The sequence below is a fragment of the Amycolatopsis sp. NPDC045836 genome, assembly GCF_056431745.1.
In genome coordinates this window covers 90430-102864 of sequence record NZ_JBWKKF010000025.1, presented here as the reverse complement: position 1 = coordinate 102864, position 12435 = coordinate 90430, and the positions used below count along the sequence as shown (strand labels likewise).

12 protein-coding genes are annotated in these 12435 nt (G+C 70.3%); 6 read left to right on the top strand and 6 right to left on the bottom strand.

The window, feature by feature from the left end; translation table 11 throughout:
* Positions 1-120: 120 nt before the first annotated feature.
* The 3 genes from AC07EG_RS34250 to AC07EG_RS34240 form a co-directional block, all read right to left on the bottom strand.
* Positions 121-1599, bottom strand: coding sequence for a hypothetical protein (locus AC07EG_RS34250; RefSeq protein ID WP_478257397.1), 1479 nt, complete (start codon positions 1597-1599; stop codon positions 121-123).
* Positions 1600-1610: 11 nt separating this feature from the next.
* Entirely contained in the window at positions 1611-2015 is a 405-nt protein-coding gene (locus tag AC07EG_RS34245; protein ID WP_478257396.1) for a hypothetical protein, read from the bottom strand.
* Positions 2016-2147: 132 nt separating this feature from the next.
* A complete protein-coding gene (locus AC07EG_RS34240; RefSeq protein ID WP_478257395.1) occupies positions 2148-2930 on the bottom strand; it encodes an ESX secretion-associated protein EspG in 783 nt (260 codons plus the stop codon).
* Between the two features lie 117 nt (positions 2931-3047).
* Here AC07EG_RS34240 and AC07EG_RS34235 point away from each other — a divergent pair, with 117 nt between their 5' ends.
* Entirely contained in the window at positions 3048-3293 is a 246-nt protein-coding gene (locus AC07EG_RS34235) for a hypothetical protein (RefSeq protein WP_478257394.1), read from the top strand.
* Positions 3294-3431: 138 nt separating this feature from the next.
* On the opposite strand, the gene AC07EG_RS34230 is transcribed toward AC07EG_RS34235, so the two are convergent.
* Together AC07EG_RS34230 and AC07EG_RS34225 are read right to left on the bottom strand one after the other, a co-directional pair.
* Positions 3432-5393, bottom strand: coding sequence for a glycosyltransferase (locus AC07EG_RS34230; RefSeq protein ID WP_478257393.1), 1962 nt, complete (start codon positions 5391-5393; stop codon positions 3432-3434).
* 85 nt (positions 5394-5478) lie between these two features.
* Positions 5479-5913 carry a GtrA family protein gene (locus AC07EG_RS34225; RefSeq protein WP_478257392.1) on the bottom strand — a complete coding sequence of 145 codons (435 nt, stop codon included), beginning with the start codon at positions 5911-5913 and terminating at the stop codon, positions 5479-5481.
* 106 nt (positions 5914-6019) lie between these two features.
* Between AC07EG_RS34225 and AC07EG_RS34220 the strand changes: the two genes are divergently transcribed.
* From AC07EG_RS34220 to AC07EG_RS34200, 5 genes are read left to right on the top strand one after another with little or no spacing between them, the layout of a single operon-like run.
* The gene (locus AC07EG_RS34220) at positions 6020-7402 is read left to right on the top strand and encodes an FAD-binding protein (RefSeq protein ID WP_478257391.1); all 1383 of its coding nucleotides are present in this window, start codon (positions 6020-6022) and stop codon (positions 7400-7402) included.
* Entirely contained in the window at positions 7399-8154 is a 756-nt protein-coding gene (locus AC07EG_RS34215; RefSeq protein ID WP_478257390.1) for a decaprenylphospho-beta-D-erythro-pentofuranosid-2-ulose 2-reductase, read from the top strand. The genes AC07EG_RS34220 and AC07EG_RS34215 overlap by 4 nt, the downstream gene beginning before the upstream one ends.
* Before the next feature lies 1 nt (position 8155).
* Positions 8156-8632, top strand: coding sequence for a YbaB/EbfC family nucleoid-associated protein (locus AC07EG_RS34210; protein ID WP_478257389.1), 477 nt, complete (start codon positions 8156-8158; stop codon positions 8630-8632).
* Between the two features lie 10 nt (positions 8633-8642).
* Positions 8643-10124: a WXG100 family type VII secretion target gene (locus AC07EG_RS34205; RefSeq protein ID WP_478257388.1), complete on the top strand. Its 1482-nt coding sequence runs from the start codon at positions 8643-8645 to the stop codon at positions 10122-10124.
* Positions 10117-11361: a hypothetical protein gene (locus tag AC07EG_RS34200; protein WP_478257387.1), complete on the top strand. Its 1245-nt coding sequence runs from the start codon at positions 10117-10119 to the stop codon at positions 11359-11361. Before AC07EG_RS34205 ends, AC07EG_RS34200 begins: the two co-directional genes overlap by 8 nt.
* 139 nt (positions 11362-11500) lie before the next feature.
* On the opposite strand, the gene AC07EG_RS34195 is transcribed toward AC07EG_RS34200, so the two are convergent.
* Entirely contained in the window at positions 11501-12424 is a 924-nt protein-coding gene (locus AC07EG_RS34195) for a WXG100 family type VII secretion target (protein ID WP_478257386.1), read from the bottom strand.
* Between the last annotated feature and the right edge of the window lie 11 nt (positions 12425-12435).

The window sequence follows — 12435 nt, the reverse complement described above, 5'->3', positions numbered from 1 at the left end:
CCCGATCCCGGTCACCCCGGTCGTCTGCGACTGCGCCTGCGCGACCAGCGGATTGCTCATCCGTCCCCCTTCAGCGACACCTGAAGGGTACGACGGACGCGGCGGTGCCCCCGGTTCCCGCTACTCGCCGATCACCGGTGGCGCGGTGCGCTGATCGGTGCCGAAGATCTCGTCCGGGTCGCCTTCGAGCAGGTACGCGGGCCGCGTGTGCTCCTGGTCCTCCTCGCCCTGACCACCGCGGGCACCGGCACCACCCATGCCGCCGCCCATCCCGGCACCGCGGCCACCGGCGGCACCCGGGCCGCCGAGACCACGTCCGGCGGCCTCGGCCGCACCGACCCCGCCCGGCTTCGCCAGGCCCGCGCCGGACGAAGCACCGCCACCACCGGGGCCGAAGCCACCGCCCAGGCCGGACCCGCCACCACCGCGGCCGATCTTGCTGTTGTAGTCACCGGCCCCGCCACCACCCGGGCCGAACTGCCCCATGCCGCCCATCGGCATCGGGGCGTACGGGCTGGTGTTCGCCGGGTTGGGGTTGCCGCCACCGCCGGGGTTGAAGGTCGGCGGCTGGTAACCCGCCGGATTGGTGTTCGACGGCAGCGCGCCGGTGCCGATCTTCGAGCCGTCCTGCAGCTGCGGCGGGGTCGGCACGGACCCGCCGCCGATGCTGCCCGCGCCACCACCGCCGACACCGGAACCACCGCCCACCCCGGAGCCACCGGCACCGGGGATGCTGCCCGCCGACCCGCCGGTGTACCCGGAACCGCTGGTGCCGTCGTTGCCGTTGCCGCCGGGCGGGGTGACCGAGCTGCCGCTGCCGTCGTCGAACTTCGGCGGCTCGGCGAACACCGGCTGCTTCGAGGCGGCCTCGTACAGCTCCTTGTCGTAGGCCGCCATCACGCCGGCGGCCTCGGTGTGCGCCTGCTGGCTCTGGTTGTAGGTCTCGATCGACCGGTTGATGTTCGAGATCAGGTCGAGCGGGTTGCTGCCCCACTTCTGCATCTCGGTGTTCCAGTCGAACGGGATCTCCTCGGGCATCTTGTTCTTCGCCCGGGTGGCCGCGTCGGCCTGCTGGAACATCACCTCCGAGGCCAGCTTGGCGTTCTCGGAGTTGCCGTCCGACCAGGTCGCGAGGCTGCTGAAGTACTTGCGCGCGGCGCTGGCGCCCTCACCCTCCCAGGCGCCCATGGACTTGTTCACCGCGTCGCCGAGCGAGGTGGCGAAGTCCTTGAAGTCCTTGTGCAGCTGGTGGTAGGCGTCGGAGACCTGGACGATCTGCTCCGGCCTGAGGTTGTTGGTCACGTAACCGGTGAGCTGGGCGTGGTCGTGGCCGAGGTAGTCGGCGTCGGACGGCTTGAGGCCCTCGACGTACTGGACGTCGTTGTTGGCCGTCAGCGTCTTGACGTTGTTCTCGCCCATCTTGTCGGCTTCGCTCTGGGCCTTCATCCTGGCCTGCATCTCCAGGATCGGGCCGAGCAGCCAGCTGTCCTGCGGCACCCCGTTGGCGGCCTGCTCCTGCAGGTAGGCGTCGCGCTGCGAGGGCGACATCTCCTGCAGTTCCTGCGGTGTCTTCGGCGCTGCGGGGGTCGGCGTGGTCATCTCGGTTCCCCTCAGACGTTGTAGGTGGCCACGTCGGACTGGGCCGTCGACTCGGTCTCGTCGTAGATGCCCGCGGCCCGCTGCAGCGCCTCGGTGGCCTGCACGAGCACCTGGTCGAACTGCTGGAGCACCACGTTCGCCGAGCCGGCCTCGTTGTCCGCGCCCTTCTGGTCGTGCGCGGCCACCACGTGCCCGTAGTCGTGGCTGCCCAGCTGCGGCACCTGGCTCAGGGTGGTGTTGAAGACCATCTGCGCCTTGAGGCGGTCGCGCATCTTGGTGATCGAATCGATCATCCCGTGCACGGCGCCCTCTTCGATCTTGAACCCGCCCGACTTGGCCGCGTCGACCAGCTTCTGGGTCTCGGCCCTGGTGGAGGCGATCGCATCGGCGTTCATCGAGCCCGCGAGCGGTTTCATGCTCAAGAATGCGCCTTCAGCGGGAATCATCCTTGCCACAACTCCTCAGTACCGACAGCTTGCCCACCGGGATTCTACTCAGCACTCCGACGACGGTGAATCAAGAACGGTTCCGCGTGCAAACGAGCGCGCTCACAGGTAGCCCTCGAGCTGCTGGTAGAGCTGCTGGGCGATGCGCGCGTTGTCGGCCGGGGCGTAGGTCAGCCACTGCTGGCCGTCGGCGGCCTGGCGCATGGTGCTGAAGTACCGGCCGTCCTCGTTGTCGAACCAGGCGATCGGCGCCAGGTTGACCGGGGTGCCGTCCGGCGCCCGGACGAAGGCGGTGAACTGGCCGATCCGCTTCTTCGGCTTTTCGAAGATGCGCTCGACCGCACGCAGTTGCGGTGGTGCCGAGGAGTGCGACCGCGGCGCGGCCACCCCGGCGAACGGGTCGTAGCCGTCCTCGCCCTGCCGCGGGCGCCGCTGCCGGGGCGCGGGCTTGGCGATGGTCACCGACTGGCCGGGTCCCGGCGGGGTCATCGGCAGCAGGTCGACGATGGCGGGCACCACGCCGGTCGGCCGCGACTCCTCGAACACCAGCAGGTTCTCGTCCTGGCGCACGACCACGCCGAACTGGCCGTTGGACGCCGACCGGGCGAACAACCGCTTGCCGCCTTCGAGCTGCGCGGCCGCGGTGATCGCCACCGGCGAACGGACGAAGGTGCCCAGTGCCATCTCCACGTCCCCGTCCAGCCTGCCGCGGCGCAGGATGCCGCGGGATTCGAGGTCGCGGAAGACCGCGTCGCGGATCTGGGCGCGCTGGGTGTGCGTGGTGCCGATGTGCGGGACCTGGAAGGGGAAGGGCGCGCGGCCGAGGCGGGTGTGTTCGAGCAGGATGTCCACCGCCGCCAGCGACAGCGAGAACGAGTGGGCCATTTCCTCTTCCCCCGTGAGCGCGGAAACCGGTCGCCACAGCACGTTAGCCCACCCGCGCTCTCCGCTGTCAGCGAACCGCCTTGTCCGCGCCCGATCAACGCTGCTGTGCTGGGCGGCATGAGCGAAACCCGCCCCGCCCTCGTCGTCCACCTGGCCACCGGCGGCGAGCCGCTGGTCTTCGCCCTCGAACCGGAAACCGATCTGGTGGAGTTCCAGAAGCGGCTGCGGCTGCAGCTGGAGCACGGTTCGGTGGACGCGGTGAAGACCAAGGAGGGCACCACCGTTTTCGTGCACTACGGCAAGGTGGCCGCCGCCCACGTCGAAGACCTGCAGCGCAAGGGCAAGGTCTTCGGGCTGCACTAGCCGCGCGAGCCGCTGGGGGTGGTTCGCGCGGAGCACGCCGCCGCGCGTGCCGGGTACAGCAGTTCGAGGCCGGGCCCGCGCAAAAAATCGCCCATGGACTCATGGCTGACCTGAGTCCATGGGCGATAAAGCGCTAGCTCACAGCTCGTAGAGGCGGGTCCAGTTCTCGCGGCTGGTGAGTTCGGGCATGGCCCGCCGGTACTGCTCCTGCACCGCGGCGCCCTCCTTCCGCAGGCGCTGCAGCACCTTGATGCCGCGCTTGCCCAGCTCGAACATGCGGTCCCGGTCGTACTTGCGGACCCGCACGCCCTCCTGCGAGGCATCGGTGACCACGGCGGTGTCGAACAGCGAGATGTGCCACCAGTTGGCCTCGTCGTTCGGCACCGCGCCGAGGCCGAAGCGGTGCTTGCCGAGCAGCCGGTCGATGATGCGCTTGAGCAGGATGACCCGCTGCAGGCTCGGCCGCGGCGCGGAGTTGATGATGCCGATGTCCGCCGACGCGATGCCCGGCACCTCGGTCGCCTTGTGCCGCTTGGTCTCCGGGTACTCCTCGCGGATCCGCCGGATCTCCTTCATCGCCGCGACGCCGCCGTCACGCAGGATCTCCGGCCCCTCGAGGAAGTCCTCGACCGCCTTGATCAGCGTCGCCGACAGCCCGTACTGCATGCCCAGCAGGTACCGGACCAGCTGCGCCACCAGCACGCGCGAGAGCAGGTTCAGGTTGAACGGGCTGTGCAGCGCCGCGGTGATGATCGAGTTGCGCAGGTTGAAGTACCGGTGCCACTCGTCCCAGTCCTTCCAGCCGAAGTCGGCGTGCCAGACGCCGGCCCCGGGCAGGGTGACCGTCGGGAAGCCCTTGCCGCGGGCGCGGTAGCTGTACTCCGCGTCGTCCCACTGGAAGAAGAACGGCAGCGGGTAGCCGATCTCCTTGACCACCTCGTACGGGATCAGGCACGACCACCAGCCGTTGTACCCGGCGTCGAGGCGGCGCTCCTGCCGGTTCGGCTTGCCGGTCTCCTCGTCCACGCCGAGCAGGTCGGCGGTGTTCAGGGAGTGCTCCACCGGCTGACCGGGCTCCAGCGTGTTCAGCCGCGCGTACTCGGCGCCGACGTGCAGCTGGTCCGGGTGCAGCAGGTTGAGCATCTGGCCGCCGACGATGATCGGGTTGGCGGCGCGGTTGGAGAACGCGGTCAGCCGGATCACCAGGTCCGGCTCGAGCAGCACGTCGTCGTCCATGAACAGCACGTTCGCGTGCTCGGTCTCGGTGTGCCCGGCGACCTCGTACAGGCCGCGGGTGAAACCGCCGGCCCCGCCGAGGTTCGGCTGGGTGATGTAGTGCAGCTTGTCGCCGAGGTCCTTGACCACCTGGGCGAAGCCGTCGCGGGTCTCCACCCGGTCGGTGCCCTGGTCGGCGACGTAGATCGCGTCGAGGGTCTCCAGCGAGCTGAGGTCACCGGCCAGCGCCTGCAGGTTCGACAGGCAGTCGTCGGCGCGGTTCATCGTGCAGATGGTGACCGCGGTCGGGCGGATCCGCTCCGGCGAGTCGACCGTCCAGCGCACGCGCTCCACGGTCAGCCGCTGCCCGGCCTCGGTGGACAGGTCCAGCCACAGCGCGCCGCCGTCGTAGAACTTGTCGATCTTGGCTTCCAGGCTGACCGCGGTGCCGTCCGCGCCGGTGATCTCGCGGGCGGTGACCGTGCGGTGCTCGCCGTCGAAGTCGGAGGCGCCGATGGTGAGCAGGCCGTCACCGGTGACGGTGGCCTCCACCCGCACGGTGTCCGCGGTGGTCCAGCGCTGCCAGTAGCTGGCCGGGAACCGGCCGAAGTAGGTGTTGCCGGAAACCTTCGCCGACGGCTCCAGGGTGACCCCCGCGCGACGGCGGGCGGCCACGCCCAGCGTCACCTCGGCGTAGAGGTCCTTCGAGACCACGTCGGACGGGCCGGCGAACAGGCCGCGCTGCGCCAGCAGCCGATCCTGGGGTGCGCGCTCGGAGAACACCGTCTGCTCCTCACCGGAAGCGTTCGGGCGGGTGCCGTTCGGCGCCGCCGGGTCCTTGACCGCCGCGCCGCCGGGCTGTCCGGCTACTGCTTTACCGGGCATTAATCCTCAGTCCTCCAAGGGGATTCCAACACGCGGTCACAAAGTACAGGTTGAGTCTGTGAAGTTTTCACAGACGGTCATCGAGTCACGACTTCTCGCGAAACACGACCCACTTGAGCATCACGAAGTTGATCGTCGTCGCCATGGCCTGGGCGATCACCCAGGCCAGCGCGACCTGCCAGCGGAATTCGGGGAGCAGGGACAGCGCCAGCGCGTTCGCGCCGACGTTGACGAAGAACGTGACCGTGTAGAGCAGGACGAAGCCACCGAGCTGCCCCGCCCCGCCGGTACCGGCCGCGGTGAAGGTGAACTTCCGGTTCAGGAAGTACGCGGTGGTGGTGCCCGCGACGAAGCTCACGGCCTTCGCCAGGTGCACCCAGGTACCGGCCTGCAGCAGCAGCCAGTACAACCCGGAGTCGACCAGCGCGCAGAAGCCGCCGATCAGCACGAACCGGACCAGCTGGCCCAGCAGTCCGGGCGAGGCCGATCGGGCCGGGACCGCTTCGGGCTCGGTTGCCACCACAGCGCTACCTCATCGACCTGGGATCACGGACGCCCGCCAGTGTAGAAGCGGTTCGTTAAAGGGCCGTGATGGGGCGGTGACTACCCTGGCTACCCTGGTCCGGGTGAGCCAACCGAGCCCGAAACCCCAGACCGAGCGGCGGACCCTGACCGGCTGGGGGCGCACCGCGCCGACCGTCGCCGAAGTGCTCAGCACCCCCGACGCCGAGCTGATCGCGAAGGCGGTGGCCCAGGCCGGTGGCCGCGGGGTGATCGCGCGCGGGCTGGGGCGCTCCTACGGCGACCCCGCGCAGAACGCCGGTGGCCTGGTGGTCGACATGACCGCGCTGGACCGGATCCACTCGATCGACCCGGACACCGCGGTGGTCGACGTGGACGCCGGGGTGAACCTCGACCAGCTGATGCGGGCCGCGCTGCCGCACGGGCTGTGGGTGCCGGTGCTGCCGGGCACCCGCCAGGTGACCATCGGCGGGGCCATCGCCAACGACATCCACGGCAAGAACCACCACTCGGCCGGCAGCTTCGGCAACCACGTGCTGTCGATGGAGCTGCTCACCGCGGACGGCCAGGTGCGCACGCTCACCCCCGACGGCCCGGAGGCCGAGCTGTTCTGGGCGACCGTGGCCGGCATCGGCCTGACCGGCATCATCCTGCGCGCCAGGATCGCGATGAAGAAGACCGAGAGCGCGTACTTCCTGGTCGACGCGGACCGCACCGGCAACCTCGACGAGACGCTCGAGCTGTTCACCAACGGCTCGGACCTCAACTACGACTACTCGATGGCCGTGCCGGACCTGATCACCCGCGACGAGCGGATGGGCCGCGCCACCTTCTCCCGCGGCTCGCTGGCCAAGCTGGACGACCTGCCGCCGAAGCTGCGGGCCAACCCGCTGAAGTTCGACGCGCCGCAGCTGCTCACCCTGCCGGACGTGTTCCCGAACGGCCTGGTCAACAAGCTGACCACCACCTTCGCCGGCAACCTCTGGCACCGCACGGTGCCGAAGAAGGGCGCCCGGGGCAAGATCCAGAACCTGACGCAGTTCTACCACCCGCTGGACATGCTCAGCGAGTGGAACCGCGGCTACGGTTCGAAGGGCTTCCTGCAGTACCAGTTCTCCGTGCCGTTCGGCGCCGAGGACCAGCTCAAGGGCCTGTGCCGGCGGATCGCCGAGTCCGGCCACTACTCGTTCCTCAACGTGTTCAAGCGGATGGGCGAGGCCAACCCGGCACCGCTTTCCTGGCCGTCGCCGGGCTACATGCTCAGCGTGGACTTCCCCATCCGCGGTGATCTCGGCCGCTTCTGCACCGAACTCGACGAGCACGTGCTCGCCGCGGGCGGCAGGCTCTACACGGCGAAGGACTCCCGCACCACGCCGGAGACCTTCGCGAAGATGTACCCGCGCCTGGAGGAATGGCGCAAGATCCGCAATTCCGTCGACCCCGAGGGCGTGTTCGCGTCCGACATGAGCCGGAGGCTGGAACTTTGATCGACGCCGTGGGAAACCCGCAGTCGCTGCTGCTGCTCGGCGGCACCTCGGACATCGCGCTGGCGATCGCCGACAAGTACCTCGGCGCCGCCCCGTTGCGGGTGGTGCTGGCCGCGCGCCCGTCCGAGCGGCGGGAAGCCGCCGCCCAGCGGCTGAAGAACGCCGGGGCGCAGGTGTCCACCGTGGACTTCGACGCCAAGGACACCGGGTCGCACCCGGCGGTCATCGAGCAGGCGTTCGCCGACGGTGACGTCGACGTCACCGTGGTCGCCTTCGGCCTGCTCGGCGACGCCGAAGAGGTCTGGCAGGACCACGCGAAGGCGGTCGAGCTGGCCACGGTGAACTACACCTCGGCGGTCTCGGTCGGCGTCGCGCTGTCGGAGAAGCTGAAGCAGCAGGGGCACGGCAAGGTGATCGCGCTGTCCTCGGTGGCCGGTGAGCGCGTGCGCCGGTCGAACTTCCTCTACGGCTCCACCAAGGCCGGGTTCGACGGCTTCTTCCTCGGCCTCGGTGAGGCGCTGGCGCCGTTCGGCGTGCAGGTCACCGTGGTCCGCCCCGGCCAGGTCAAGACCAAGATGACCGAGGGCATGGCCGACGCCCCGCTGACCCAGACCGCCGAGCAGGTGGCCGGGATCGCGGTCGACGCGGCCCGGCGCGGCAAGGACCTGGTGTGGGCGCCGGCACCGTTCCGGTTCGTCATGTCGGCGCTGCGCCACGTGCCGCGGCCGATCTTCCGGAAGCTGCCGATCTGACATGGGTGACGCCGAGGCGCGGCTGGACGCCACCATCAGGGCCTTCGAGCAGCAGGCCGCGAAGGCGAACGAGGTCCAGCAGAAGATCGGCGAGCTGCGTGGCTCGGCCCGCAACGCCGACGGCTCGGTGACGGTGACCGTCGCGCCGTCGGGTGCGGTGCTGGGCCTGCAGCTGGCCCCGCACGCCATGCGGAAGTCGCACACCCAGCTCCAGCAGGAGATCCTCGGGGCCATCCGGCAGGCCACGCAGCAGGCCGCGGCGCTGCTGGAGCAGACCGTGGAGCCGCTCCTCGGCGACCAGGCGGACAAGTTCAAGGAGGCGTTCAACGCGCACGCCGCCGTGCCGCCGCTCGGCCCCGGCGACCCGCCACCGCCGGAGACGCTGGCCGGGCCGGCGCAGCGATCGGCTCCGCCCCGGAACCGGCCGCCCGCCACCGACGTCGAAGACGACGAATTCGGCGGGCCGATCTTGAGGTGACGGGGGACGTATGACCGCGATGCGGGTGCACAGCGAAGCGTTGGTCGCGCACAGCGAGGGGTCGCGCGACGCCTCGGACAACTTCGGGCAGCTGGCGAGCCTGCTCGAACAGGCCAGGGTCAGCGACGACTGCTTCGGCCCGCTCGGCGAGGTCATGGCGTTCAAGTACTTCGACGCCCTAGAGGAGTGCCAGGGCCTGGCCACCCAGGCGAAGTCCTTCCTGGACGAGATCTCCGGCAAGACCACCACCGCCGCGGAGATCTACCAGAAGAACGACTCGGCCACCAAGGACGCGCTGGCCAAGCTCAAGGCCGATGTGGACAGCGCACCCGGCCCCGGCAGCCTCGCCGACCTCAACAGCGCCGGTGACAGCACCCGCAAGAGCTACTTCGAGCAGCACTCCGGGTACGGCAGCTCGGTGCTCAGCGCGGTCGGCGACGCCAAGCGCGCCAGCAGCCCGCCGGACGTGGCGATCGCCGCGGTGAACGCCCGGATGGAGCAGCTCCAGCTGGTCACCAGCCCCGGTCAGTCCTTCGTGGAGAACGGGCTGGGCTTCCTGATCGGCATCGTGATCAGCCCGCTGGTGGAGTTCGTGCTCGAACCGGCGATCGGCGACCCCGAGCAGATGCGCAGCACCGCCAAGGGCTGGGAGCAGGTCGCCCAGTGGGTGGACGAGGCCGGGCAGCACGAGAAGCAGCGCGCCGACGCCACCGCCGAAGCGTGGCAGGGCGAAGCCGGGGACAAGTTCCGCCGGCAGATGGGCGAGTTCGGTGAGGGCGCCAAGGCGTTCGCGAACGACCTGCGCGGGCTCAAGCAGATCCTGGAGATCGCCGCCGACCTGTTCGACGCCTTCGTCGAGATCGTCATCGACATCATCGCCGAGCTGGTGATGGGCCTGATCATCGAGTGGCTGGCCGCGCTGGCCGCCTCGTGGATCACCGCGGGCGCGTCCGTGGCGGCGGCCGGTGCGGCCACCACCGCGCAGGTGGCAGGCACCGGCGCCCGGCTCGGCATGAAGGTCAAGATGCTGCTGGGCAAGCTCAAGCCGTTGATCGACAAGCTCGAGGACATCCTGCAGGCGCTGCGCAAGGGCCCGCTGAACGACCTGGTCCGGCGCACCGAGAACCTGCGTGACGGCAACTGGTTCCAGAAGCGGCTGGCCGACCAGATCGACAAGAACCCGCTGGCGAAGATCGTCACCAAGGCCGATCCGGTGACCGGGGCGTCGAAGACCGGCAACAAGTTCGCCGGTCGCTACGGCCTCGGGGACGGCTCGGACGCGCTGACCGCGAACCTGGCCGAAGCCGGGCTGCGGGCGGCTGGCATGTCGGGCACCACCGCGATCGGCAAGGCGGCCTTCCGCGGCACCGTGGAGAACGTGCCGGGGCTGGCGGTGGAGCAGGGCATCAAGTACGGCTACGACCAGGCGGCGGACCCGTCCAGCGAAGCGGAGCGCCGCGAGGCGACCGACCGCGGGTTCACCCTTGAGTAACTACCTGCACCGGGCGCTGGGCGCGGGCGCGCACGCCCGCGCCCTCGTCTGCCGTCCGGGGGAAACGCTGCTGTGGGCGGGTTTCGCGCACACGCACTACTACGACATCGACCGGCTTTCGCCGACCGGCGAGCCGGGTGGCGGGGCGTTCGGGCGCCGGATCGCGGACTTCACCGGGGACGTGGTTTCCGCGGCGCTCGGCGGTTCCGACGAGGGGCGGGACAAGCCGCCACCCGCCGACGTCGTGGTGTTCGGGCCGCGAGCGGGGTGCCTGGCGCACCAGCACCTGAGCGCGCTGCCGTCGATCAGCCGGGTGCTGCTGCGGTTGTGGGTGCTGACCTCGGACCGGCTGGTGGTGCTCACCGAACGGCCGCCCGTGGTCGAGAACGCCCCGCCGCCGCCGGACGAGTCGTTGCTGGGCAAGGCTTCGCGGTTCGGCCGTGGCCTGGCGAAGTTCGGCAAGGACGTGGCCGCCATCGTCGCCGACAACCGCACGAAGTTCGGTGACAACGTCGAGGGCGAACCGGTGGCGCTCAAGGATTTTGTGCCCGCCGTGGAGGTTCCGGCCGCGCAGCTCGCCGAGCGGGGGCTGCGGGTGTCCTTCGCGGATGGTTCGGGCTTCGAGTTCGTGCGGGGGGTGGCCGGTTCGAACTGGGAGCTGCCGACCGCCGAATCCGAGCTGAAGATCGTCACCAAGGAGGTCGGCGGGCACTGGCTGCGGCCGGGTGAGCGGCTGGTGCTGGCGTGCGCCCCGATCAACGGTTACACCGGCGTCCGCCTCGGCGGTGCACTGCGGTTGCCGCACGAACCGCTGGGCGAGGTGCCGGAGGTCGAGCTGGGCAAGCTGAAGTGGCCGCGCCCGGCGGAGTGGACCAGCCGGAGCGACGGCGCGGACTGGGCCGACGACCCGACCGTCGCCTTCTGGGCCCACGCCACGCACCCCGGTCAGGACGCCGTGCGCTTCGCCGACCACCTGTCCCACACCCGCGGCGACGCCCGGCTGACCCTGACCACCCACCGAGCCGCCGTCCTGTACCCGACACGGCTGCTCGCGGGCGCCGACGGCGGCCCCCCTTTCACCGCTTTCAGCGAGGTGGAGGCGTCGCGGGTCCGGGGGGTTTCCGCTGCACGGGTCGGGTGGAGCGTGCCGTCGAGCCCGGTCATCCGGGTGGACTTCACGGACGGGTCGGTGCTGTTCGTCCGGGACCCGCTGACCAACCGCCGCCTCGGCGGCTGACCGTGCTGAGCCGATCGCCGGGCCGGCCCGTCCTGGCGCGGGCCGTCGGCGGCCAGCCGACTGGGTTTCGCCGGCGGTTCGGCCTCGTTCGTCCGCGACCCCCTCACCGTCCGCCGTCGCGGGAGGTGGATGCGCAGGGTCATTCGCGCGCCAGACCGAGGAATTCGTTCTGCTCGCGGTCGTACCGCTGGGTGAGGCCGTTGCCGTAGCGGTCCCACCAGTTCTGCACCTGACCGCCCTGGCGGGTGGTGGTGTCGCCGTAGATCTCGCGGTCGTAGGCCAGGCGCGCGTCGCGGAACTGCTGCTGGAACTCCTCCGAGGACATGCCCTGGATGTGCTGGATGGTTTCCGGGGTGAGCGTGCCGCTGCGCACGATGTCCGCGCCCGCCATCGAGTTCAGGATGGCCTGCACGCCGCCGACACCACGCATGTGCGCCCCCGACATGATCGCCGCCTGGACCCCGGCATCGGTGAAGTTCAGCGCGCCCGCCTGCCGCGCGCTGTCCGACATGTGGCGGGTGACCACGGCGATCTCCTCCGGGCTGCCCTGCCCGTGCAACCGCCGCGCCTCCATGATCTCGCGGTAGGCGGTGCCGTTGCCCTCGCGGAAGCCGTACGCCTCCTGCCGCCCGCCCTGCTCGCCCGACGCGCCCTCGGACCGCATGATCGACTGCACCACGCGGGGGTCGAGCTGGTCGGGGTTGCCCCCCGCGGCGGCCCCTCCGCCGCCCTGGGCCTGCGCCAGCTGGACCTCGCCGTTGCCGCCGCCGTAACCCTGCGCCGTGGCGCGGTCGGCGTCGTCGTAACCGTCCACAGCGGACTTCAGCTTCTCGGTCAGGTCCTCGATCAGGTTGACGAACCGGCTCAGCCCGCTGACCAGCTGCTGCTGCATGTTCGCGTTGGCCCCGGCCACCGAGCCGCCGATCTGCGCGAACGCCAGCCCGTCGAGCACCAGGCGGTCGAGGTCACGGGTGGTCTCCAAGGCCGTCGACCCGAGTTCGCGCACCGTGCTGGTGATGCTGCGGACTTCGGCGGGCTCGATCCGGTACTCTCCTCCGGCCACGGCGACTCCTC